The organism is Salinihabitans flavidus, assembly GCF_900110425.1.
Lineage (GTDB): Bacteria > Pseudomonadota > Alphaproteobacteria > Rhodobacterales > Rhodobacteraceae > Salinihabitans > Salinihabitans flavidus.
Genome location: NZ_FODS01000004.1, coordinates 203415 through 226392 on the forward strand (window position 1 = coordinate 203415; position 22978 = coordinate 226392).

The window sequence follows — 22978 nt, forward strand, 5'->3', positions numbered from 1 at the left end:
GGGTCATGCCTTCGTGTGAATGAGGATGTTCATGTAGGCGTCCACCTCGGCCTTCATGGCGGGCGGGACCACGGTAGTGGAGTCGAACTGCTCCACGACGGCCGGGCCGCTGAAGGTGGCGCCGGCGGTCAGGGTCTCGCGCTCATAGATGGCGGCATCATGCGCCGCGCCGTCGAACCAGACCTTGCGTTGGCTGCCCGGCTCTGGCGTGTAGGTCTTCACCTCGCTTCTGGCCGGTTCGGCCTTGGGCACGATGCCGATGGCCTTGACCGCCGCGCGGAAGAGAGAGACCGGCGCATCCCTGCGCGAATAGCTGTATTCGCGGGCGTGCTCTTCGTGGAACGCCTCGATCAGATCGTCCATGTCGGTGATGCTCGATGGCGCCGGCACCTCCAGGGAACGCCACTGTCCCTGATACATCATCTCGACCGTGCGTTGCAGCATCATGTCCTTTTCCTCCACGCCCTCGCGGGTGAGCTGGGCGCGCGCCTCATCCTCGATCCGCTGGAACGCAGTTTCGAGGTCGGCCGGGTCGGTGCCTTTGGCGGCGCGCATGAAGCTGTCGGAGAAATCGTGCTGAATATCGACCAGCAGGCAGCCAAGCGCGGAGGTCACGCCGGGGTTGGGGGGCACGATCACCGTCGGGATCGACAGTTCACGCGCGACGGCGGCGCCATGAAGCGCCCCCGCCCCGCCGAAGGCGCAGAGCGCGAAGTCGCGCGGGTCATAGCCGCGCGAGATCGACAGAAGCCGCACCGCGTTGGCCATGTTGGCATTGGCCACGCGCACGATCGCCTCTGCCGCCTCGTGCAGTTCCATGTTGAACGGTTCCGCCACGGTGGTGCTCACGGCGTCTTCGGCCAGCGCGGGATCGAGCGTGATCTTGCCGCCCGCAAGCGATGTGCCGAGCCGGCCCAGCACCACGTTGGCGTCGGTGTTGGTCGCCACCTCGTTGCCGTTTTTGTAGCAGGCCGGCCCCGGGTCGGCGCCCGCCGACTGCGGCCCGTTACGCAGGCTGCCGCCCTCGTCCTTCCACGCCAGAGAGCCGCCGCCCGCGCCGATGGTCAGCACCTCGATCGACGGAAAGCGGATCGGATAGCCGTATTCGATATACCAGTCCTTGGTGATCCGCGGCTCACCCTTGTAGGACACCGACACGTCGGTGGAGGTGCCGCCCATGTCGAACCCGATGGTGTTGGGATAGCCGCAGAGGTTGCCGATGAAGCGGCTGGCGATGGCGCCCGCCGCGATGCCCGATCCGGCAAGGCGCGCCGCGAAGTCGCGCACCGCCTTTGTGGTCATCACGCCGCCGCCGGTGTGCAGCAACAAAAGCTCGCGTGCGTATCCGCCCTCGGCCAGCTTGTCGGCCAGCCGCGCGACGTAATCGACCACCACGGGCGAGACCACGGCGTTGGCCATCGTGGTGGAGAACCTCTCATGCTCGAAGATCTCGGGCATGATCTGCGAGGAGATGGACACCGGCACGTCGGGCATCACCTCCTTGAGGATGTCGCGCATGCGCTGTTCGTTGGTGCCGTTCACGTAGGAGTTCATGAAGCAGACCGCGATCGCCGCCACGCCGCGCTTTTTCAGCACCTCGGCCACGCGGTAGGCGTCCTGCTCGTTCAGGTCGATCAGGATCTCGCCCTCTGCGTTCACGCGCTCGCGCACGGTCAGGCGGTCGCGGCGCGGGATATAGGGCTTGGCCACGTCCTTGTAGGTGTCCCAGAGGTCTTCCTTGTTGGCGCGGCGAATCTCCACCACGTCCCGGAAACCCTCGGTGCAGACCATCGCGGCGCGCGGCAGGTTGCGGGTGATCAGCGCGTTGGTCGCCACGGTCGTGCCGTGCGAGAACATGGACACGTCCGACAGGTCGATCTTCCCCTGCTCGATGCCGTTCATGATCGCGCGCATCGGGTCATCCGGCGTCGAGGCGGTCTTCTCGATGCGGATCTGACCTGTCGTCTCGTCCATGATGCAGATGTCGGTGAAGGTGCCGCCCACATCGACGGCGACTCTGGTATTGGCCATGTTAGCTCCTCAGGGTTGGTCCGGGCAAAACCCGCCCGTTGGCCGAAGGGAGGCCTTCGGCGGGATAGGTGAAACGATTGTCTCGGGTGAGGGGATCGGCGCCGCTACGGGCGGCCCCGGCCCGCGGCGGTCACATCGCCTTGCGGAAGCGGCCCGCCTCCTTGCGCGTTTCGGTCGGGGTGCATCCGAACTTCGCCCTGTAATGCTTGGAGAACTGCGACTGATCGGCAAAGCCCCAGCGATAGGCGATCTCGGCCACGGTCGCGCCCTGCCCGCCGGCGCGCAGATCTTCGTTGCAGCGGATCAGGCGCCGGTCGCGGATGTAGCCGTTGATGGATTGATCGGATTCCGAGAACAGTTGCTGAAGATAGCGCAGCGAGATCCCGCAGGCATCCGCCACCATGCGCGGCGACAGATCCGGTTCCTTGAGGTTCTCACGGATGAACTGCTCGGCCCGATAAAGATGTGCCGCCCGGATGGACGAGGTGTTGCTGCCCAGCACCCTCTGATCGCTGCGAATGGCGAGGCACAGCATTTCGAGCAGATGGCTGCCCGCCGCTTCGCGCGCGGCGTCGTCGAGCTGCTGAATATGCGAAACGGCTGTGCGCAGGGTGCTCAGGAAATAGCTGGCCACGCCCTGCCGCGCATCGAAGGTCAGCCCGCCAAGCCGTTCGGACGGCCCGATCCGCGCCCGCACACTCGCGGAGGGCACCTTGAGCACCCATTGCACGTTGCGGTGATCATGCCAGTATTCGTAGGGGGCGTCGCTGCGCTCCACGAGAAAGCCGCCCGGCTTGCAGGAGGTGCGGCGCTGGTTCTGCGAGAACTGCACTTCCTCCTTCTCCGGGATCGCGATCAGAAGCGAGCTTTCCGTTTCATCGAGAAAGTGACGGCGCTGCCGCCGGTAGAGAATGCTGTCGCAATGAATCCGTGACAGCCCGACGACCCCCAGCGACCAGCGATCCATCTCTCCGAAGAAATCGGTGCGATTCCGGCAATCGGTATCGAGAGGGAAATACGCCTCCGACACCACCTTTTGCCACTTGTCGCCGCCTGTCGGGGCGGCAGAACGTCCACTGTTGATAATCATTTTCTGTCTCTTGTGCCCATACGTTGAAGTGTCGACACGTCCCGTGATGACCGGATACTGCCACAAAACGGCGTGTGTTCTTGGCGATTCGCGCATAAATCCTTGCATTGCGAGCGCGCGCGGGATCCATCGGTGGTGTTGTCGCGCTTGATGCCAGCCAAATCCGAAAAACCTCAGTGCATTGCGCAGGTTGCAGTCAAATCGCCGTTCCGGGGGGCGACCGCTCCGCATCGGCAAAGGCCGCGCGGATCTCCCGGTCCCCGGCCCCCGCGCCCAGCAGCGCGCTCAGAAGCAGCCGCGCCTTGATCGGCGACAGGCTGCCGGCGAAGATCACGCCCGCGTCCTCAAGCGTGCGCCCGCCCGAATCCTTGCCATAAACGGGTAGCGTCCGCCCTTCGGCGCAGCGCGAGGCCACGACGACCGACACCCCGCTCGCGGTCAGACGTGCGATCCGTTCGGCAAAACCGCGCGGGGCATTGCCGCGCCCGAAGGCGGCCAGAACAACGCCGGTCTTGCCCGACGCCTCGCAGTAATCAAGATAGTCCGGCGTGCTGCCAAGGCCCAGCAACAGCAGCTCCACCCCCGGATCGAGCCGGGGCGCGGGAACGCTCTGCCGCGCCGCCGTGCGGCGGTAGAGATAGACTTGGCCGTCATCCACCTCGCCCAGCTTGCCCAGCCCGTTCGAGCGGAAGGTGTCGACGCGCGAGGTATGCGCCTTGGTCACCTCGCGGGCGGCGTGAATGTCGCCTTCGAACAGGATGACGGCCCCCTGCCCCCGCAGCCCGCCGCTGGCGGCGCAGCGGAGGGCGTCGGCGATATTGCGCGGCCCGTCGGTGTCGGGCGCGCCCGCGTGACGCTGCGCGCCGGTAAAGACCACCGGCTTGTCAGAGGCGACCAGAAGATCGGCGAGAAAGGCGCTTTCCTCCATCGTGTCGGTGCCATGGGTGACAACGACCCCGTCCACCGCGTCATCGGCCAGAACCGCGTCGATCCGGGCGCACAGGCGATGAACCGTTTCAAGATCGAGCGCGTAGCTGCCGACCGCATCGAAATCCTCGACCTGCACGGCGATCCCCTCGGGCCGCGCGTGCAGCGTATCGAGAAGCCGTTCCCCGGCGAGACCCGCGTTGACCGGCCCGCCCGCGCTGTCGGCGGTGGAGGCGATGGTGCCCCCGGTGGCGATCAGAGTCACAGTCTTCATGGCATCCCCTCAGATTGCGGACACGCCCCGCGCTAACCGGCGCGGCGGCGGTTGCGACGCCCCTCCGAGAGCGCGATAATCTCGTTCCAGCGGCGGACGAGAAAGTTGTGCTCATCCATCGTGCTGTTCCAGACTGCGATATGCTTGGAACGCGCGCGGTAGGATCCGCCGGACCGCACCTCGCCGGCGCGGATCGCACACCGACCATCCGGATCGGGAAGCTCGCAGGCCGCTGGCTTGCCCTCGTACCAATAGTCCCATTCCTCTGGGTCGAGGAAGGCGCGCACCCGGTCGGGCACAGACATGTAATAGCCCTGCCGCGCCATGCAGGCCCCCGCCCAGCCGTCGAGAAACCAGTTGAACCAGGCATAGGCCATATCAAGGCGCCGACCCTCAAGATGCCGGGCCAGACACAGGCCGCCGTGCCATGCACGATAGCCTTCTGCCGGGGATGCCTGCCGCACGTTCAGACCGCGCGCCTTCATCGCCACAACGGCCGGGGACCAGATCGACGCGATAGACAACTCACCGCTGGCGAACCGTTCCACCGGCTCTGATGCCCGGCGCCAGAACGGTGCGAGATGGCCGGAGTTCACCAGTTCCACCGCATGATGATACATCTCGTCGATCTCGGCCACGGTCATGTTGCCCAGATCCCCCACCTCCATCCGGCCCGCCGCGACGAGTGCCATCGTCAGATCGAAGGCCCCGATTGCCGGTTCGTCCACAAGCGCCACCCGGCCATGCCAGCGCGGATCGAGCAGTTCGGCCCAACTGGTCACATCGCGATCCACGTCAAGCGGCGCCGTCCCCTGATTGATGGCGAAACTGTCGAAATTATACACCGTGGGCAGCATGGAGATGCGCCCCGTCGGGCTTGCCGACAGCGTCGCGTCGGGCTGCACATAAAGCCGGGTCGCGGGGGCATCCCCCAGCCCGCCGCCCGATCCGCCCACGCCGGCGGAACGGGCAAGATCGCTCATCTCGTTCCACGTGTCGATCCGGGCGGTGTCGATGGGTTGAATAGCGCGCCAGTGCCAGACGATGTCGAGGTTGTGAAAGCACTGATCGTAGACATCATAGCTGTCCGGCGCCATGGCGGCGGTGCGCTGCGCGGAGACGAAATCCTGCTCCATGAACTCGATGGGAAAACCGAGATCGGCCTCCGCCTGATCCTTGAGAAGCCGCCATGGCAGAATCTCGGTGCAGAGAATGCGCAGTGGCTCCATCAGGCGACAGCTTTCACTTGCTTGAGCCCCATGAACGCGGAGAACGACCGGCGGATCTGCTCGGGGTCGAGGCCTTCAAGGATGAACACCAGCCGCGAGACGCGCGGGCCATCGGGCCAATGCTCCATATGAACCGGGGCGTGGACAAGGTGCTGCACACCGTGGACGGCGACAGGACGATCTTCGCCCTCGATGGCGAGAATCCCCTTGAACCGGAAAATCCGGTCGCCATGGCGATGCAGAAGAAGCGTCAGCCAGATGCCGAAATCGGTCCAGTCCACCCTCTCTTCGATCGTCATGGAAAAGGTCACGACGCCCAGATCCTCATTGAGGTTGTGGTGATGGCGATGGTGCCCGTCGGGTTCGGTTTCATCGGGAAGGGGCGGCAGGGAGGGATCGAGACGGCCGACGATCGCGTCGGTGGCGTCCGAGCCGGTCACCACCCGCGCCGATGGGTTGATCCGCGACAGCGTGGCGCGAAGGGCGGGGATCTCCGCCTCCTGCGCCAGATCGGTCTTGGTCAGGATGATCCGGTCGGCGGCGGCGATCTGGCGGACGGCCTCGGCCCGGTGTTCCACCTGTCGGGCGGCGTTCACGGCGTCCACCGTGGTCAGAACGCCGCCGTTTTCGAAATGGCTGCGCAGCACGGGGTGCGCGCGCAGGGTTTGCAGCACGGGATAGGGATCGGCCAGCCCGGTGGTTTCGATCACCACGCGATCAAAGTCGATCTCGCCGCGAGTGCGCAGGCTTTGCAGGTTCATCAGCGCGTCGGCCACCTCGCCGCGCACGGTGCAGCAGATGCAGCCGGATTTCATCAGAACCACATTGTCGTCGATCCGGTCGAGCAGGTGATGATCGAGCCCGACCTCTCCGAATTCGTTGATCAGCACCGCGGCCCGCGCCATGCCCGGATCGGTCAGCAGCCGTTGCAGGAGGGTCGTCTTGCCCGATCCCAGAAACCCGGTAAGCAGCGTGACGGAAATCATCGCGCCTCCATCCAGTCGATGAGCGCATCGTCCAGCGGGTCGATCTCGCGTCCAGCGAGGGTCTCGGCCTCGGGCCACAGGTGGGAAAAGGATTCGAAGACGGTTGATGCGCCGGTCGCGTTGGACACAACGTAGGACGTGCCCTGCCATTCGGCGAGCGTCACCCGGCGAAACGAAAGCACCCGGTTGGCCGCCGCAACGCGCCGCGCCCCTTCGGAGCGGCGCGAATGCCGGTCGGTGTTGCGGGTAAAGACCCCGGGCCGATCCACAGAGTGGGTCCAGTGGTCGTCACAGCCCAGAATTCCGCATAGCGAACACATGATGTCTCTTGCCTCTTGTCGGGTGACGGGCGGCCCCCTCGCGGGGACAGCCCGATGTCTTGCGTGCGGATCAACCGCGCGGGAATCGCTTGTCGTAGTCGTCCGCCATCTCGTTCATGGTAACGAAACGCACACCTTCATGCGACTTCATATGCGCAATCAGACGCTCCAGCATCAGCAGAACCTGCGGACGGCCCGAGACGTCGGGGTGAATTGTGATCGGAAACACCGCGTAATCCATGTTCCGGTACACCCAGTCGAACTGATCGCGCCACATCTGCTCTATGTCGCGGGGGTTCACGAACCCGTGGCTGTTGGGCGATTTCTTGATGAACATCATCGGCGGCAGATCGTCGAGATACCAGTTTGCCGGGATCTCGATCAGATCGGTTTCCTCTCCACGCACCAGCGGCTTCATCCAGTCCTCGGGCTTGGCGGAATAGTCGATCTTGGTCCATTTGTCGCCCACGCGCACCCGGTAGGGGGTGAAATCGTTGTGCATCAGGGAGTGATCGTACTTGATCCCCTTCTTGAGCAACAACTCGTTGGTGACATTGGAAAATTCCCACCACGGCGCGACATAGCCCGTGGGCCGCTTGCCGGAGATTTCGGTGATCAGTTCGATCCCCTTGTCGAGCACCGCCTCTTCCTGTTCGGCGGTCATCGCGATCGGGTTTTCGTGGCTGTAGCCGTGAATCCCGATTTCATGGCCACGCTTGGCCACGTCGCGCATCTGGTCGGGGAAGGTCTCTGCCGAGTGGCCGGGAATGAACCACGTCGTGGTCAGCCCTTGCTGATCAAAAAGATCGAGCAGACGGGGCGATCCGACCTCGCCGGCGAACATCCCGCGCGAGATGTCGTCGGGGCTGTCCTCGCCGCCGTATGAGCCAAGCCAGCCCGCAACGGCGTCAACGTCGATACCGAAGCCGACCTGAATATCTTTAGCCATGTGTAGTCTCCTTGTTGAGTCAGTGATGGATCAGCGTGACCGATGAGGGGTCCACCCCAAGGGTCACGGACGCGCCGGCGGAAAGGCTTTGCGCCTCTGGCGATCCGGCGTGCGTTTCCACGTCGATCTCGCGCCCGTCGCTGAGCTTGACGCGGATGTACCCGATGGAACCGACAAGTTTCTTTGACGCCACGGTCCCTTCCAGTGCGATCTCGCCGGGCGTCTCGCGCAGTCCGATCCTGAAGGATTCCGCCGGTATCACGGCCATGTCGGCACCGGCGGTGCCCACACCGGCCATCGGCCCGTAGGGTGTTTCGATCTGCTGCAATCCGCCGTCGAGCATCTTGCCGGATTTGCCCTCGATGATCGTGTTGGAGCCGATGAATTCGGCCACGAAGGGTGTCGCGGGGCGGGTATAAAGCTCTTTCGGGGCAGAGATCTGTTCGACCACGCCATTCGACATGACCACGACGCGATCCGACAGGCCCAAGGCCTCCGACTGCGCGTGGGTCACGAAAACGAAGGTGATCCCCAGATCGCGTTGAAGCAACTTCAGCTCATTCTGGATGATGCGGCGCAGGTTGGCGTCCAGCGCGCCCAGAGGCTCATCGAGAAGCAGGATTTCAGGTTCGACAACCAGCCCGCGCGCCAGCGCGATCCGCTGTCTTTGTCCGCCCGACAGGCGGTCGGCGGTGCGATCGGCGAACTCGGTCAGGTCGAACATGTCGAGAATGCGATCCACCTTCCGTTTCTTTTCGGCCGTCTCCATCTTCTTGACATCAAGCCCGAAGGCGATGTTCTGGCGCACCGTCATGTGCGGAAACAGCGCGTAGTTCTGAAAGATCATCGAGGTCGGGCGACGTTCGGGTGGTGTGTGCGAGATATTCTTGCCCATGATGAGGATCTCGCCGTTGGTGATCTCCTCGAAACCGGCGATCATCCGAAGGGTCGTCGATTTGCCGCAGCCAGAAGGCCCGAGGAAGGCCACGAATTCACCCTTTTCGACCTTGAGGTCGAAATCCGACACCGCAACCGTGCCGTCAGGATAGGTCTTGCCGACCGATTGAAGTTCAAGATCGTAGAGCATGTCTTACCTTGCCTCGGGAGTTGGGGAGTGAAGCGGTGGGCGCGCGGGAAGAAGTCCGCGCGCCCGTGCCGTGGATCAGGCGTTCAGGAACTCGTCCCAACGCTGGATCAGGTGGTCATACTCATCCGGCCACTGGTGCCAGTAGGCGACGTTCGCGGCGCGCTCTTCAAGCGAACCGCCATCGCGCAGGTCGCCGGGGTTGATGCCACGCTCGGCCTCACCCTCCCACGGCGCGCCTTCGTACCAGAAGGCGTATTTCTTGGGGTCCATCACGTTCTTGATGTTGGTCGAGGGCGAATAGTAGCCCTGCTCCGTGACGGCGATCCCCGGCTCACCGGAGAGCCAGAAATTGGCATAGGCGATCACGGCTTCGCGGTTCGGCGTGCCCTTGAGCATCGACGGGCCGATGGACCATGCGCGATAGCCTTCCTTCGGCCGTGCGTATTTCGCGGGCTTGCCCTGAGCCTTAACCGCCATGACGGCCGGCTGCCATGCGTCGCAGACAACCATTTCGCCCGACGCCATCAGGTTCACCAACTCCCCGAAGTCACCCCAGAGGGCCCGGAACTGACCGTCTTTCTTCTTGGAGATCAGGAATTTCGTGGCCTCGTCGATTTCCTCGACACTGGGATTGCCGGGGTTTTTCACATCGAGCATGCCCCAGGTGTTCATGGCAATGATGGCCTGACCGAAGGCGATCAGCGGGTCCACGTTCAGGCCCGACTTGCCGCGCCATTTCTCGTCGAAGATGGCCGTCCAGGTGTTGGCTTCCTCGTCGGACAGAACCTCCGGGTTGTAGCCGATGGAGTCATAGTTGTAGACCGCCGGCACCATGTAGAGTTCGGTCTGCGCCTCGTCGGCCCAGATCTGGCCGACGATCTGCGAGCGCGTCTCCCACTTGGGGCTGGGCTTGGTGAAGGTATCGCGGATGTTGGCCCAGTTGGGAACGTCCGATACCGGAATGGTTTCGACATTGTCCGTGGCGATCAGCGCGGGCAGACGCTCTGCGATGATCTCCCATGTGTCGAAATCCGAAGAACCCGAAAGGATCTTTGTCTGCGAATCGGGGAAGGTCGCGGGCGTGCCCGAGACAGAGCCGACACCGCTGGCATTCTGGAACATCTCCAGGATGCGGTCCTGAACGGTGGTCGACAGGCCGGTCGTGCGCAGCGCCTGATCGCCCAGGCCCTGTGCGTGTGCCCAGCTTGTCCACGGGTGCATCCCCGTGCCAAGGGCGGCGGCGCCGAGCGCGGCGGAGCCCTTCATGAAATTGCGGCGGTTGGTTGATGTCATGGTCGATATTCCCTGTTTCAGTTGGTTGAAGTTCAGTAGCGGCCCGGCAAAAGGCCGCCATCGACCGTCACCACCTGCCCGGTCAGGTAGGAGGCGTCGGCAGATGCCAGAAAACCGATGACGCTTGCGATCTCTTCAGGCTCGCCCAGACGGCCCATCGGAATGTAGGGCGACGCGATTTCCGCCGCCTTTGGCCCGAGGCTGTTCTTCTCGCTGAGAAGCTGCGCGGTTCGCGTGTAGCCCGGTGCAACACCATTCACGCGGATGCCGCGCCTGGCGATTTCCACCGCGAGGCCGCGCACGAGCCCCACAACCCCGGCCTTGGCCGAGGAATAATGCACATGTTCGTCCCAGCCATAGGCCACCCCCATGATGGAGCTGAGACAGACGATCGCGCCGCCCTCCTTCATCACGGGCAGCGCCGGGCGGATCACCCGCAGCATACCCTTCAGGTCGATGTCGAAAGTGGCGTCCCATCTCTCGTCGGTCATCTCCGAGATGGGCACCCGGTGGGCGATCCCGGCATTGGCGACGATCACGTCGATCCGGCCGTGCCGCCCGGCCACATCGGCCACCAGCGCGTCGGCGGCGGGCGTGTCGCGCACGTCGAGCGGCATGAATTCGGCGCTGCCCCCGGCGGCGGTGATCCCGGCCACGGTCGCCTCGCCCTCATCGGTGAGCACATCGGTAACGACCACATGATCGCCCTGACCCGCGAACCGCATCGCCGTCGCCCGTCCGATGCCGATTCCGGCCCCGGTCACGATTACAACTCTCTTGTCCATCTTGTCCCTCACAGCATCACATCCCCGGAATTCGGTCCGAGCGTCTGGCCCACGAACAGCGCCGCGTCGTCAGAGCACAGGAACGCCACCACGCCGCCGATCTCTGCCGGCTCGCCAAAGCGGCCAAGCGGAAGCTCCGCCTTCTTGGCCGCCTTCCAGTCGTCCGAAAGCGCCTCCACCAGCGGTGTATTGACCGGCCCCGGTGCCACGGCGTTGACGCGAACGCCCCGCCCGGACACTTCGCGGGCCAGCGATTTGGTCATGCCGATGATCGCCGCCTTGGCGCCGGCGTAGTGGACCAGTTCCACCCCGCCGATCTGTCCAAGCTGAGAGGCGATGTTGACGACGATCCCCCGGCCGGCTTCCAGCATCGCGGGCAGGCAGGCACGGGTCATCAGATAGGTGCCGCGCACATGCACCGCGAAAATACGGTCGAAGTCGGCCGGCTCGATCTCCAGAAACGGCGCCTGATGGCCGAAGCCCGCGTTGTTGACGAGAATCTCGGGCGCGCCCATCTCGGCGCGCAGCCGATCCATCATCGCGCCGACCACCGCCTCGTCGCTCACGTCGGCGGCATAGGCGCGCGCCTCGCCCCCTGCATCGCGGATACGCGCGGCGACGGCCTCGGCGGTCTCAAGGTGCAGATCATTGACCGCAACCCTGTGCCCCTCGCGCCCCAGCCGATCGGCAATGGCCGCGCCGATGCCGGACCCCGCGCCTGTGACAAGTGCGATCATGCGTCCTCCTGCCCGGCAAAGCGCTTGTTCCGCGTGAACCGCTTCATCAGCAGCCCGTAGATCACCAGCAGCGTGAAGCTGAACAGCGTGGTCAGCACCCCGAAGGCGAACACGTTGGGATAGATCTCGACCGAGAAGGTTCCGTAGATCGCCAGCGGCAGCGTCAGATCGGCCCCTGCGGTAAACAGCGTGCGGGAAAATTCGTCATAGCTCAGCGTGAAGCTGAACAGCATGGCCGACAGCACACCGGGAAAGATGAGCGGGAAGGTCACGCGCCGGAAGGTCTGCGCCGGGCTCACGCCAAGCGACAGCGACGCCTCCTCCACCGATCTGTCAAAACGATTGAAGATCGCCAGCATCACCAGAAAAGCGAATGGAAACGTATAAACCACGTGCAGCACGAAGGACGTGCTCCACCATGCGCGCCCGATGTCGAGGAAGTTCGACAGAAGCGCGACACCGAGCCCGACTAGAACACCCGGAACCATCATGCCCAGGATGATGAGATAGAAGACCGGCCCGGACCCCTTGAACCGGGTGCGGAAGGCTTCGGCGCTCATGGTGCCGAGCGTGACCGACACCACCGTGGTCAGGAAGGCCAGCACCAGCGAGCGGATCAGGCTGTCGCCCACCGGAAGCTGCGAAACGCGCGAGGTTTCGGCCAGCCCCAGAAGGTGTTTGTACCAGTAGACCGACCATTCTTGGATCGGGAACTGCGGGCCGCCGCCCTGGCTCTGGAAGCTGAGGATCGCCAGAACGATCATTGGCCCGTAGAGGAACAGAAGAAACAAGGCGGCATAAAGCGCGAGCGCGGGACGGAGCAATCCGACTTGCATGATTACATCTCCTTCCGGATATCGACGACCCGCAGGGCGAGCGTGATGACAGCGGTAATGATGACGGTCAGCACCACGCCGGCCACCGCGGCGAAGGCCCATTTGAGCGATCCGACCTGACTGACGATGATGTTCCCCAGAAGGTTCACCTTGCGCCCCGAAAGCGAAGCGGCGGTGGCAAACTCCCCCAGCACCATGACCGAGACGAAGATGGTCCCGACGATGACCCCCGGCAGCGACAGCGGCAGCACGATACGGCGGAAAATGGTTCCGAACGACGCGCCAAGATCCCGGGCCGCCTCGATGATCGAGTCGTCGATCCGCGCGATCATGAATGTGATCGGCCCGACCATGAACACGCAGTAGATCTGCGTCATGCCGACATAGACCGAGAATTCAGAGAAGAGCAGGAAACTCAGAGGCTCTGAAACGATGCCGAGCTTCAGCAGGATTATGTTGATCGCCCCTTCGGTGCCGAGCATGGGCCGCCATGCGATCACACGAATGAGGAACGAGGTCCAGAACGGAATCACGCAGGCCACCAGAAGGGCGGTCTGAAGCGTGCGGTTCTTGACGAAAAGCCCGATGAAAAGCGCGACCGGGTAGCCCACGACGATCGTGGCCAGAAGCACGATAATCCAGGTTTTCAGCGTCGTGCCGATCGCGGTCAGGTAGGTCGGGGAACTGAGGAACCGCTCCCAGCTCGCCGTGGTCAGGGTCGGTTCAACGGCAAAGGTGCTCTGGGTCCAGAAGGAAACGTAGATCACCATCACCAGCGGCATCAGCATGAAGAGGACCATCCACAACACACCGGGCGTCAACAGCAGGAACGCACGGCGGCGATCCTTGGCTTCACGCGTGGCGGCCGGGCTTACGGCGGGCTCGTCGGGAAAGTCTTCGATTACCGTGGTCATCACGCGGCTCCCTTGAACAGCACCGCCGCGTCGGGCGGAAAGTGCAGGGCGTAGGCCTGGCCCTCTTTGAGATCCGGCAGGCGCGAGTCGCTCAGGTGGTCCACCACCTGGATCAGCTCACCGTCCGGGGTTCGGAAAAACGACAGCGCCGTGGGGCCGTTGAATTCGCCCGTCACATAGGTCGCTTCGAAATGGTCATGCGCCTCGGGCACTTGCGCCGGATCGCAAACGCCGATCTCGTCGAAGCGCACCGCCAGTTGCACGGGCGTATTGTCGGCCACCTGCTCCACGATCGGCAGCAATCCCACCGAAGTTCGCAGGGCGCCGCCCTCCACCACACCCGGCAGAAGGTTCCATGCGTTCAGGTGACGCGCCGCGGCCGGGTTTTTCGGCTGTGAGAAGAGCGTGCTGGAATCGTCGACCTGCGCGATCTTGCCGTCGGCCAGAACCGCCACAGTGTCGCCCATGGTCAGCGCCTCTGTCTCGGAGCCGGTGACATGCAGGAAGCTGACCTTCAGACGCTCTCGAATCGCGCGAAGCTCATCGCACATGCGGGCCCTCAGGTTGGCGTCCAGCGCCCCAAGCGGCTCGTCGAGCAACACGATGCGCGGCTCTGTCACCAGTGTCCGGGCCAGGGCCACGCGCTGTCGCTGTCCGCCGGAAATCTCCCCCACACCGCGATGACCGAAGCCGTCCAGCCCGACAAGATTCAGCGCGTCTTCGGTGCGCTCCCTGATCTGGGCCTTGCTTTCGATCGCCCCGGACTCGCGGTACCGCAGGCCAAAGGCGACGTTGTCCGAAACCGAAAGGTGGGGAAAAAGCGCGAAGTTCTGGAACACGAAGCCGATGTCGCGGCGATGCGGCGGCTTGCCGTCCAGACGCTCGCCGTTCAGCAACACCTCGCCCTCGTTCGGCTCTTCATAGCCCGCAATGAGGCGCAGCAACGTGGTCTTGCCCGACCCGGATGCGCCGAGAAGTGACAGGTAGGTGTCATCGGGAACAATCAGGTCGAGGCCGTCCAGAGCGACAATGTCACCGTATCGCCGTGTCACGCCATTAAGCTTCAGCACGTTTCTCTCCCAGCTTGAACGTTTTGCGCACACAAACATCGTTTTTCGAGTCAGGCAAGAAGAAAATGATGTCTGTATGCAAAGCGCAATATTTTTGGTCTTTGGTGATTTTTCAGTGGAAAATCAGTGCATCTTCCTGCTATTTTTCGCCGTGAGGCGCTCATACAGAGAGGAATTGGGATTCTGGCCATGATTTTATTTGCTCTTTGCATACAACAATCGAATCACTACAGCGGGCAAAAACACCCTATGGTGGTATCCGATCCGATTCCCACACGGACCTAGGAGATCCAGACCATGACCCGAAAGGCGACTGCCGCCGTCGTATCCGATCCGCAGCCCGCCACTCTCTTCGAGGCGGCCGCCGATCTGCTGCGTGCGAATATCGCCGACGGCAAGCTCGGTGCCGGCGTTGTGCTTCAGGAAAGCGCGTTGTCTGAACGGCTGTCGATGTCGCGCGCCACCGTTAAGCGCGCTCTGTCGATTCTCGCGCAGGAAGGTCTGATCCGGAAATTCTCGGGACGCGGCTACCTTGTTACCGGATCGGACGAGACACCGCGCCGGCTCGACCTGCGCACCCTCGATCTCGATCTTGAAACACTGGACGACACGGTGGGCAAGCCGAACTGGTTGCGTATTCAGGATGCGGTCGAAAACGCGCTCTCACGATGTCTGATCTTTGGCCGCTACCGGGTGGTCGAGGCGCTCGTCGCGCAGGAATTCGATGTGAGCCGCACCGTGGTGCGCGATGTTCTCTCGCGGCTTCAGGAACGCGGGCTGGTGCAGAAAAGCGCCAGTTCCCGTTGGGTGGTAGAGCCGCTGACCGCGCAACGCATCAAGGACAAGTTCGAATTGCGCATGGTGCTTGAGGTCGCGGCGCTCTATTCGTCCGAGCCTGACACGGCCGCGCTTGTGGCGCTGGCCAATGACATCCGCGCCCTGCCCGAGGATCGCCCCGTCGCGCCGGAGACATGGTTCGATCTCGATCACAGGTTTTTCGAACTCGCCATCCTGTCCACGCCCAATCAGGATCTTATCCACTACGTGAGCGCCAACCGCGGCGCGCTCTGGGCGTTGCAGCGCGTGCTCTTTTCCATCGGCCTGCCGCCGGACAGACAATCCCTGCTGGAGTTGTGCATGGTCATCGATCTGCTTCAGGCGGGCACCCCCACGGCGGCGGCGAGCATGCTCTCGACCCATCTGGAAAACGCCCTGAACCGGACCATTGCGCAGCTCAAGATCGTGTCGGTCATCAACCCGCCCGACGATCTCGCCCCTTACCTCGTCCCCGCCGGGGACGGCTAGGCGCCCTCAGGCCAGCGCGCCGGGCGCGATGCAGCCGCATTCCTGCTCCATCGACACGGTTGCTAGTGCCGCAAGTTTGGATCTATGACGCCGATGGGCCCACCAGCCGCCTTTTCGACAAAGCCGGCAGCGGAGAGAAGCGCCTCTTCGCCACGGGGCTGTCCGACAAGTTGCACCCCCACGGGCAAACCACCGGGTCCGAAGCCGACTGGAACAGAGATCGCGGGAAGTCCGACGGTGGTGGCGAGGAAGGCGCAATCGAGCCAGTCCATATAGGTCTCCATGGTCTTGCCATCGACCGTATCGACCCACTCCTCCTCAACGGCGTGCGGCATGCAGCCGACAACCGGGCAGGCCAATACATCGAAATCCGCGAACACTCCCTGCATCTCGTCGTACAGGCGCGAGCGAATGAGATGGGAGTCGATAATATCGTCCATGGACAAGCCCAGGCCGAATTGCACGTTGTCCTCCAGCGTCGCCTTGAATCCCTTGCGGATTTCCGGATCTATGTCGCGCATCAACGTGGCCCAGAGAATTCCGCGCTGAACATAGTAGCTCCGTTTCATGTCGGTGAAGTCGGGCTGAACCTCCTCCACCGTCGCCCCATGCCTTGCGAAGGTTTCCATCGCCTGGTCCAGGTGGTGGCGCATGTCGGGATCGACGGCACATTCACCGCCAAGATCAGGCGCGTATGCGATCCGCAGCCCGGTGGCGAGGTCACGCTCCGCGGCGGCCTGATAGGTGGTCTGGATGGGCGGATAGGATATTGGATAGCGTGGGTCGTAGCCGGTCATCGCATCGAGGAAAAGTGCACAGTCGCGAACCGAACGACCCATCGGACCCTGAGCGCCCTCAGTGATGTATCCCGCCTGTGCTGGCCCGCCGGCGACCAGACCGGGGCTTGGGCGAAGCCCGACAACACCGCAATAGGCGGCAGGTGTGCGCAAGCTACCACCGTGATCGGACCCGTGACTCAACCATGCCTGCCCCGTGATGAGCTGTGCCGCGGCACCACCGGAGGAGCCACCGGGATTGTAGCGGGTATCCCAAGGGTTGCGCGTGGTTCCGAACACTGCATTGAAGGTGTTGGCGCCCGCGCCAAATTCCGGCGTGTTTGTCTTTCCCAGAATAATGCCGCCGCGCTCTTCAATACGGGTGACGAGCGGATCGGATGTCTCCGGGACATACTCGGCGAGCGCCGGTGTGCCCCAAGTGCTGCGCACCCCGGCGACCGCTGTAAGGTCCTTGATGCCCAGGGGGAGCCCAGCGAGCCCACCGGGCTGATCCGGCTCCCTGTTCGCGAGGACGTCGGCCGCCTGTCTGGCATGATCGAAGCAGGTTGTCGGCATCGCATTGATCGCGGAGTCTGTCTGTTCATGCCGGGTCTGTGCCGCCTCGACAAGGTCCATGGGCGACACGTCGCCCCGCCTGAGCAGATCGACGACCTCGACCGCGCCGAGGGCACAAAGTTCGGGGCCGGTGTAGAGTGTTTCGCCGCGATCGTTCATTGTTCGTCCTTTCGGTTTCCACCTGAGATCCGGGAGTATTCTCGGCCCGGTTCCGGGTACCGTGATTCCTCGCGTTATCTTGCGTATGCACCGACCCGCCGGAACGGCGGGTCGGTCATGGCGATCAGGAGAAGAAGCTTTCGCGTTCGACGAGGAACGGAGTGTCGTAGTACCGCTTGTACTCCGTCGATTTCCGGGCGTATGCGTAGTACGCCTCGACAAAACGCCGGTGGAAGTCGCTCGTGTCTTTGACTTCGTCGATAACCTCTCGCGACGCATCCTTCAGAGCCTGCCAGACATCGTCCGGGAAGGTGTCGATAACCAGATCCGGCGCCGCGTTGAGCTTTTCGTAGGCCTGAAGGTTGGCATGGAACGTATCCGCCGAGGACCGGTTCGCCTCGGCTTCGGACACGGCCTCCACCATGGTGCGCTGTGCGTCTGTCAGGGCTTGCCATGCATCCAGGTTGATGCCGAATTCGATACCGCCGTAGATCTCGACCGGCGACGGCGCATACATGTACCCGGCGACGTTCTCGAAACCGAAGGCGAGGTCGTTCGCGGGGCCGACCCACTCTGCGCCGTCCAGAGTGCCGGATTGAAGCGCGGCGAAGATCTCTCCCGGCGGGATCGAGACAGGGTTCACGCCGACCTTGCGCAGCACCTCACCATAGAGGCCGGCGGCACGGAAGTTCACGCCCTTCAGATCATCGAGCGATTTCACCTCGTTCTTGAACCAGCCAGCGGTCTGAACCCCCGACCCGCCACCGATGAAGATCTGCAGGTTTCGGTCGTTGGTGAATTCATTCAGCAACTCCTGCCCGCCACCGTAGTACATCCAGGCGTGCATCTCGTCGAACGTGAGACCGAAGGGGGCTGCGGTAAAGAATGAGTGCGCGATGTCGCGCCCCGAGAACCAGGAGCCGGAACCGTGATAGGCTTCTGCGGTGCCGCTTTCGACAGCCTCCTGCGTGCCGAAGGGCGCCACCAGTTCGCCGGCGCCGAAGACCTGCACGCGAATCTCGCCTCCTGACATCTGTGTGATCCGCTCCGCCCAGCGCAGGGCAGAAACCCCGGGCCCGGGCAGGCCGCGCGGTACCGACGTCACGAGTTTCCAGTTGTGCTGCGCCTGGGCACGCGCCACGCGCGGTGCGGCAAGCGCGGCCGGAGCGGCAATAGCCGCAGCGATGAGTGATCTTCTTTTCATGTTTCTTCTCCCGGTTGGTGTTGCGTCAGTGATAGATCGCGTCGGGCAACCACGTCGCCAGTCCAGGGACAAGAACGACGATTGCAAGCGCGAGCATCTGCAAGAGGATGAAGGGAAGGATCCCCCTGTAGATGTCGCTTGTCCTGACTTCCACAGGGGCGACACGCCGGAAGTAGAACAGCGCGTAGCCGAATGGCGGAGTCAGGAAACTCATTTGAAGGTTCAGGCTGATCAGGATGGCGAACCAGACCGGGTCCACCCCGGCGGCCATCAACGGGGGCCCCGCGATGGGAACGACGATAAAAATGATCTCCACATACTCGATTATGAACCCGAGCAGGAAGATGATCGCCATCGTCACCAGCACCGCCTGCAGGTTTCCACCGGGCAGCCCGTGGAGGAAGTCTTCAACCATCGCCTCGCCCTGAAGGCCCCGGAACACCAGCGACAGCATCGTGGCGCCAAGTACGATGAGCGTCAGCATCGAGACCAGCCCGGCAGTTTCGGTTGCAACCTCCCAGAGTGGACCGTCACGGATTTCCTGCGCGATGGCCACAAGCGTGCCGAGGCAGAGAAGGACGAGCGCGGTGAACCCGATTACGGTGCTGACCATGCCGGCCTGAGTTCCGCCGGTCAGTTTGACAAGGATGAGCACCAGCGCGGCGGGCAACACCGATCCCATCAGTACCACACGCCACAGCGGCAGATCCTTGCGGTCGAGGGCGGACATGACCAGAGCACCGGCCGCGCCGAATGCAGCGCTTTCGGTTGCGGTTGCAACGCCGCCGAGAATCGAACCCAGCACGATCAGGATCAGCAGGAGCGGCATCAGCAGAGAGTAGGCGATCTCGCGGAATTCGAGCTTGCGACGCTGTCCAAATTCATCGCGGTCGATCACCGGAGGACAGCTTTCGGGCCGTCGAAGTGAGGTCACGAAAATATACGCGATATAGAGCACGACCAGAAGCAGGCCCGGCAGCAGCGCGCCCGCAAAGAGATCGCCCACGGAAACCGGCTCCGCGGCCCAGTCCCCTGCCGCGCGGCGCCCGGCCTGATAGGCCGAGGAAATCTGGTCAGTCAAAAGAATCAACAAAATGGATGGCGGAATGATCTGACCAAGGGACCCCGACGCACAGATCACCCCGGAGGCGAGCGACTTCGAGTATCCGGCTGAAAGCATCGCCGGCATGGCGATCATCCCGAGCATGAATATCGTCGCGCCGATCACGCCGGTCGACGCGGCCAGAAGGGTGCCGACAATGATCACCGCATAGGCCATGCCGCCTTCACGCTCGCCGAAAAGGGCGCCAGCCGTGAGCATCATGCGCCGGGCGATGTTCGAACGCTCAAGGATACCGCCCATGAGAACGAAGAGCGGAACCGACAGAAAGATCGAATTGGTCAGGATCGCGACGGCGCGCGAGGGGAAGGCCGCGAGAAACCCGAGGTCGAAATGCCCCAGCGCAGCGGCGAGAAATGCGACAACCGTCGGCACACCGATCAGCACGAAGGAAACCGGGGCACCAGAAAGGATACCCATCAGCAGAAGGATGCCCAGCAGGCCCAGAATCAGGGCACTCATTGCTTTTCGCCTTTGCGGTAGGGATGGCGGCGCAGCCCCATGACAAGGGACACGATTGCGAGCGCGGCGAAGACCAGCGCGGCCAGCGTCTTGATGATGAAGAAGCCCGGCAGCCCCCCCAATGTCGGAGACCCCTCCAGCACACGCCATGATGTTTTTACCATCGGGATGGTATTCCACGCGGCCCAGGTCATCGCCGGGCACAGAAGACCTATCAGCGCCACCCGCTCGATCACTTCCATGACCGGGCGCGGGAACGATTGGCTCAAAACGTTGACGCGCACGCTTTCATTATGCAGCAGCACACGAACAAGCGGCAGCGATACGATGAAGAAGAACAGGTAGGTCAGCAGGTCGGTCGCCCACGGCCAGCCCAATGAAAACACATAGCGCAGCGCGACAATCACGATCTGGGAAGCGAGCAAACCAATCACAGCTGTTGCCGCAAGTGCGTCAAGCCATGCCACCGGGCCGAATTTTCGCCTGCGGATAAATCTGAGCATTGCCATCGATCACACCCCCAAGGCCACGCCGTCTTTCCGCGAATCGGAACCGCCGGTGAGCAGCCCGGTCTTCGCGTCGCGCCGGATCGCCTGCGCGCCCCCCATTCCGATCGCAGCGCGCGACACCTTGTGGCCCATCTCGGAAAGCTGGGCGGCTGTCGCGTCCGAAAATCCGCGTTCGATTTCGAGGACACCCGTTGCGATGTTGAGAAAGCTGCGGGGCGATTCAATGGCCTGCTGGATATCCATTCCATAGTCGACGAGGTTGGAAACCAGATGCGCATGGCCAGTGGCCTGAAAGGGTCCGCCCATAACCCCGAACGGCATCGCGTAATCGCCCTTGCGCTCCAGCAGGCCGGGAATGAGCGTGTGCAGTGGGCGCCGTCCGCCGATGAGTTCGTTGACATGGCCGGGCTGAAGCGAGAAACCGGCACCGCGATTTTGCAGGCTGATCCCGTACCGCTCCGAGGCGAGGCCCGACCCGAAAGGCCAGAAGGTCGAGTAGATCAGCGATACACACAAGCCGGCGTCGTCAACGACGGTGATGTAGACGGTGTCCCGGTGCAGCGCCTCCAGGCGCGGCTCCATATCCGTCCCGGCCCGACGGGGATCGATGCTCGCCGCGAGCCGGTCGATCGTGTCTTCGGACAGCAGTTCGTCGAGTTGCAGTTCGTTATGGTCAGGATCGCCGAGGTAGCGGTTTCGTGCGCTATAGGCCAGCCTCGTTGCCTCGGCCTCCAGATGAACGCGCTCGGCCCCATTCGGGTCGAGACGGTCGATTTCGAAGCGTTCGAGAATCCCCGCGATCATGAGGGCGGTTGCGCCCTGACCGTTGGGCGGCAGCTCCACCAGGTCGTGCCCACGATAGCCCCGCCGGATGGGCGTCACCTCTGTTGCGGCGGTCGTGGCGAAATCCTCGGCGCTGTGAAGGCCCCCCGCAGCACGGAGCGTCGCCAGGATGTCTTCCATGATTGGACCCGTGTAGAAAGCATCGGCCCCGCCGCGAGCGACAAGACGCAGTGCCTCCGCCTGAGCGGGCGCGGCGAAGATCTCGCCTTCCCGGTAGGGACGGCCATCCTTAAGGAAATGAGTGCGACCAGAGGCTTGAAGCCGCTCGCCAAACGTCTCCCAGTCGATTGCGCTGCGGCGATGGACGGGAACTCCACGCTCTGCATGAGCAATCGCAGGGGCGAGAACGGTCGCAAGATCGAGCCGCCCATACCCGGACACCAGATGCTCGAAGGCATTCACCGCGCCCGGAACAGTCACCGAATGCACCGAATTCAGGGCAACCGACTCACACCCCTGATTGCGAAGAAAGTCGGCATTCAGCGCCGCCGGAGCGCGGCCCGAACCGTTCAGGCCGATGTTCTTTCCGGTCTTGCTGTCATGGATGAGCGCGAACACATCTCCGCCAAGCCCGGTCATGGCCGGCTCGCAAAACCCCAGTACAACCGCACCGGCGACAGCAGCATCTACCGCGTTGCCGCCCTGCTTGATGATATCAATTGCCGTGAGGGCCGCGAAGGGATGAGAGGTGGCGCACATCGCATTGCTCGCAAGCATCGGCGCGCGTCCCGGTCCCTGATAATCATGGCTCATCCGCCGCTCCCTTTTTTCGTCGATGTGATGTTGTTCTCGCTTGCCGTCTCGAAGAAGGTTTCCAACGCGATCAGCGTTTGCGCGATATGCTCGCGCATCAGCTTGCCGGCAGCTACCGCGTCGCAATCGAGAACCGACTGAGCGATGGCCGCGTGCTGCTGGTGAGGCTGAAGCAGATCGGCCTCGTAGTCCTCCATTGTGAAGAGGGCGGCACTGTAGGGTGTGATCTTCATGCGAGTCTCTTCGGCGATCGCCTTCAACATCCAGTTTCGTGCGCCATCGTGGAGCAGCCCGTGAAACTCGAAGTCCAACTCCAGCGCGGCAGTCCGGTCACCGCGTGCGCAGGTGTCTTCGGAGGCGGCGATCACCGAGCGGAGTCGCAATCGCTCTGCCTCGTTCATGCGGAGCGCCGCCCGACCGGCGCACAGCGCCTCGATTTCTCCCATCGCCTCGAAAGCCTCGCCCAGTTCTTCGCGATTGAAGCTGCGTACGACGGCAGATCGCCGTGGCCGCGTTTCGATCAGGCCCGACGCCGCAAGTTGCCGGATCGCTTCCCTGATGGGGGTTCGGGACACGCCGAACCGGGTCGCCAGGGACTGCTCGTCAAGGCGGTCGCCGGGGCGCAGCTCCCCTGTCAGAACGAGATCAGCCAGTTTTTGTCGAAGTGAATGTGCCATGTGACTACCTCTTTCACATCAGGCTAGGGGCGATTTTGTGTCCTGTAAATCAAAATTGTATACCAA

At 63.2% G+C, this 22978-nt stretch carries 21 protein-coding genes; 1 reads left to right on the forward strand and 20 read right to left on the reverse strand.

The annotated features are described in order from the left end of the window. Positions 1–3: 3 nt before the first annotated feature. From BMW66_RS05595 to BMW66_RS05660, 14 genes are all read right to left on the reverse strand, one after another. Positions 4–2031 carry a hydantoinase/oxoprolinase family protein gene (locus BMW66_RS05595; protein WP_093116303.1) on the reverse strand — a complete coding sequence of 676 codons (2028 nt, stop codon included), beginning with the start codon at positions 2029–2031 and terminating at the stop codon, positions 4–6. Between the two features lie 130 nt (positions 2032–2161). Next, positions 2162–3121 (reverse strand): AraC-like ligand-binding domain-containing protein, encoded by a 960-nt coding sequence (locus BMW66_RS05600; RefSeq protein ID WP_093116306.1) that lies wholly within the window; start codon positions 3119–3121, stop codon positions 2162–2164. A 196-nt stretch (positions 3122–3317) separates the two neighbouring features. After that, positions 3318–4322, reverse strand: coding sequence for an asparaginase (locus BMW66_RS05605; RefSeq protein ID WP_093116308.1), 1005 nt, complete (start codon positions 4320–4322; stop codon positions 3318–3320). Between the two features lie 32 nt (positions 4323–4354). Further along, positions 4355–5551, reverse strand: a complete 1197-nt coding sequence (locus BMW66_RS05610; RefSeq protein WP_245729377.1) for an ABC transporter substrate-binding protein — start codon at positions 5549–5551, stop codon at positions 4355–4357. Then, the gene (locus BMW66_RS05615) at positions 5551–6537 is read right to left on the reverse strand and encodes a CobW family GTP-binding protein (protein WP_093116313.1); all 987 of its coding nucleotides are present in this window, start codon (positions 6535–6537) and stop codon (positions 5551–5553) included. The genes BMW66_RS05610 and BMW66_RS05615 overlap by 1 nt, the downstream gene beginning before the upstream one ends. Then, positions 6534–6857 carry a hypothetical protein gene (locus tag BMW66_RS05620; protein WP_093116315.1) on the reverse strand — a complete coding sequence of 108 codons (324 nt, stop codon included), beginning with the start codon at positions 6855–6857 and terminating at the stop codon, positions 6534–6536. Before BMW66_RS05620 ends, BMW66_RS05615 begins: the two co-directional genes overlap by 4 nt. 70 nt (positions 6858–6927) lie before the next feature. After that, positions 6928–7806 carry a polysaccharide deacetylase family protein gene (locus tag BMW66_RS05625; protein ID WP_093116317.1) on the reverse strand — a complete coding sequence of 293 codons (879 nt, stop codon included), beginning with the start codon at positions 7804–7806 and terminating at the stop codon, positions 6928–6930. A 19-nt stretch (positions 7807–7825) separates the two neighbouring features. Continuing rightward, positions 7826–8893: an ABC transporter ATP-binding protein gene (locus tag BMW66_RS05630; protein WP_093116319.1), complete on the reverse strand. Its 1068-nt coding sequence runs from the start codon at positions 8891–8893 to the stop codon at positions 7826–7828. A gap of 75 nt (positions 8894–8968) precedes the next feature. After that, entirely contained in the window at positions 8969–10186 is a 1218-nt protein-coding gene (locus tag BMW66_RS05635; protein ID WP_093116321.1) for an ABC transporter substrate-binding protein, read from the reverse strand. A gap of 32 nt (positions 10187–10218) precedes the next feature. Beyond that, positions 10219–10971 (reverse strand): SDR family NAD(P)-dependent oxidoreductase, encoded by a 753-nt coding sequence (locus tag BMW66_RS05640; RefSeq protein WP_093116323.1) that lies wholly within the window; start codon positions 10969–10971, stop codon positions 10219–10221. 8 nt (positions 10972–10979) lie between these two features. After that, on the reverse strand, positions 10980–11708 hold the full coding sequence (locus BMW66_RS05645) for an SDR family NAD(P)-dependent oxidoreductase (protein ID WP_093116325.1): 729 nt from the start codon (positions 11706–11708) through the stop codon (positions 10980–10982). Beyond that, the gene (locus BMW66_RS05650; protein WP_093116327.1) at positions 11705–12544 is read right to left on the reverse strand and encodes an ABC transporter permease; all 840 of its coding nucleotides are present in this window, start codon (positions 12542–12544) and stop codon (positions 11705–11707) included. Before BMW66_RS05650 ends, BMW66_RS05645 begins: the two co-directional genes overlap by 4 nt. A 2-nt stretch (positions 12545–12546) precedes the next feature. After that, a complete protein-coding gene (locus tag BMW66_RS05655) occupies positions 12547–13458 on the reverse strand; it encodes an ABC transporter permease (protein ID WP_093116330.1) in 912 nt (303 codons plus the stop codon). Further along, complete coding sequence (locus BMW66_RS05660; protein WP_245729378.1) at positions 13458–14528, reverse strand: ABC transporter ATP-binding protein; 1071 nt, start codon at positions 14526–14528, stop codon at positions 13458–13460. The genes BMW66_RS05655 and BMW66_RS05660 overlap by 1 nt, the downstream gene beginning before the upstream one ends. Positions 14529–14825: 297 nt before the next feature. Here BMW66_RS05660 and BMW66_RS05665 point away from each other — a divergent pair, with 297 nt between their 5' ends. Further along, positions 14826–15833 carry a GntR family transcriptional regulator gene (locus BMW66_RS05665; RefSeq protein WP_093116335.1) on the forward strand — a complete coding sequence of 336 codons (1008 nt, stop codon included), beginning with the start codon at positions 14826–14828 and terminating at the stop codon, positions 15831–15833. A 62-nt stretch (positions 15834–15895) separates the two neighbouring features. Here the strand turns inward: BMW66_RS05665 and BMW66_RS05670 are convergent, their stop codons facing one another. The 6 genes from BMW66_RS05670 to BMW66_RS05695 form a co-directional block, all read right to left on the reverse strand. After that, a complete protein-coding gene (locus BMW66_RS05670) occupies positions 15896–17344 on the reverse strand; it encodes an amidase (protein WP_093116338.1) in 1449 nt (482 codons plus the stop codon). A gap of 124 nt (positions 17345–17468) precedes the next feature. Then, positions 17469–18485, reverse strand: a complete 1017-nt coding sequence (locus BMW66_RS05675; RefSeq protein ID WP_175483170.1) for a TRAP transporter substrate-binding protein — start codon at positions 18483–18485, stop codon at positions 17469–17471. 88 nt (positions 18486–18573) lie between these two features. After that, on the reverse strand, positions 18574–20130 hold the full coding sequence (locus BMW66_RS05680; protein WP_093116342.1) for a TRAP transporter large permease: 1557 nt from the start codon (positions 20128–20130) through the stop codon (positions 18574–18576). Next, a complete protein-coding gene (locus BMW66_RS05685) occupies positions 20127–20639 on the reverse strand; it encodes a TRAP transporter small permease subunit (protein ID WP_139196126.1) in 513 nt (170 codons plus the stop codon). Before BMW66_RS05685 ends, BMW66_RS05680 begins: the two co-directional genes overlap by 4 nt. A gap of 3 nt (positions 20640–20642) precedes the next feature. Then, positions 20643–22235, reverse strand: coding sequence for a gamma-glutamyltransferase family protein (locus BMW66_RS05690; protein ID WP_245729380.1), 1593 nt, complete (start codon positions 22233–22235; stop codon positions 20643–20645). Continuing rightward, positions 22232–22912, reverse strand: coding sequence for a GntR family transcriptional regulator (locus tag BMW66_RS05695; protein ID WP_093116344.1), 681 nt, complete (start codon positions 22910–22912; stop codon positions 22232–22234). The genes BMW66_RS05690 and BMW66_RS05695 overlap by 4 nt, the downstream gene beginning before the upstream one ends. Positions 22913–22978 lie beyond the last annotated feature (66 nt).

Excerpts from the sequence above, each read along its gene's own strand:
- BMW66_RS05635 (WP_093116321.1), bottom strand. The coding sequence starts at position 10,186 with ATGACATCAACCAACCGCCGCAATTTCATGAAGGGCTCCGCCGCGCTC.
- BMW66_RS05690 (WP_245729380.1), bottom strand. The coding sequence starts at position 22,235 with ATGAGCCATGATTATCAGGGACCGGGACGCGCGCCGATGCTTGCGAGC.
- BMW66_RS05650 (WP_093116327.1), bottom strand. The coding sequence starts at position 12,544 with ATGCAAGTCGGATTGCTCCGTCCCGCGCTCGCGCTTTATGCCGCCTTG.
- BMW66_RS05625 (WP_093116317.1), bottom strand. The coding sequence starts at position 7,806 with ATGGCTAAAGATATTCAGGTCGGCTTCGGTATCGACGTTGACGCCGTT.
- BMW66_RS05630 (WP_093116319.1), bottom strand. The coding sequence starts at position 8,893 with ATGCTCTACGATCTTGAACTTCAATCGGTCGGCAAGACCTATCCTGAC.
- BMW66_RS05605 (WP_093116308.1), bottom strand. The coding sequence starts at position 4,322 with ATGAAGACTGTGACTCTGATCGCCACCGGGGGCACCATCGCCTCCACC.
- BMW66_RS05595 (WP_093116303.1), bottom strand. The coding sequence starts at position 2,031 with ATGGCCAATACCAGAGTCGCCGTCGATGTGGGCGGCACCTTCACCGAC.
- BMW66_RS05610 (WP_245729377.1), bottom strand. The coding sequence starts at position 5,551 with ATGGAGCCACTGCGCATTCTCTGCACCGAGATTCTGCCATGGCGGCTT.
- BMW66_RS05680 (WP_093116342.1), bottom strand. The coding sequence starts at position 20,130 with ATGAGTGCCCTGATTCTGGGCCTGCTGGGCATCCTTCTGCTGATGGGT.
- BMW66_RS05695 (WP_093116344.1), bottom strand. The coding sequence starts at position 22,912 with ATGGCACATTCACTTCGACAAAAACTGGCTGATCTCGTTCTGACAGGG.
- BMW66_RS05655 (WP_093116330.1), bottom strand. The coding sequence starts at position 13,458 with ATGACCACGGTAATCGAAGACTTTCCCGACGAGCCCGCCGTAAGCCCG.
- BMW66_RS05615 (WP_093116313.1), bottom strand. The coding sequence starts at position 6,537 with ATGATTTCCGTCACGCTGCTTACCGGGTTTCTGGGATCGGGCAAGACG.
- BMW66_RS05620 (WP_093116315.1), bottom strand. The coding sequence starts at position 6,857 with ATGTGTTCGCTATGCGGAATTCTGGGCTGTGACGACCACTGGACCCAC.
- BMW66_RS05640 (WP_093116323.1), bottom strand. The coding sequence starts at position 10,971 with ATGGACAAGAGAGTTGTAATCGTGACCGGGGCCGGAATCGGCATCGGA.
- BMW66_RS05670 (WP_093116338.1), bottom strand. The coding sequence starts at position 17,344 with ATGAACGATCGCGGCGAAACACTCTACACCGGCCCCGAACTTTGTGCC.
- BMW66_RS05600 (WP_093116306.1), bottom strand. The coding sequence starts at position 3,121 with ATGATTATCAACAGTGGACGTTCTGCCGCCCCGACAGGCGGCGACAAG.
- BMW66_RS05685 (WP_139196126.1), bottom strand. The coding sequence starts at position 20,639 with ATGGCAATGCTCAGATTTATCCGCAGGCGAAAATTCGGCCCGGTGGCA.
- BMW66_RS05665 (WP_093116335.1), top strand. The coding sequence starts at position 14,826 with ATGACCCGAAAGGCGACTGCCGCCGTCGTATCCGATCCGCAGCCCGCC.
- BMW66_RS05645 (WP_093116325.1), bottom strand. The coding sequence starts at position 11,708 with ATGATCGCACTTGTCACAGGCGCGGGGTCCGGCATCGGCGCGGCCATT.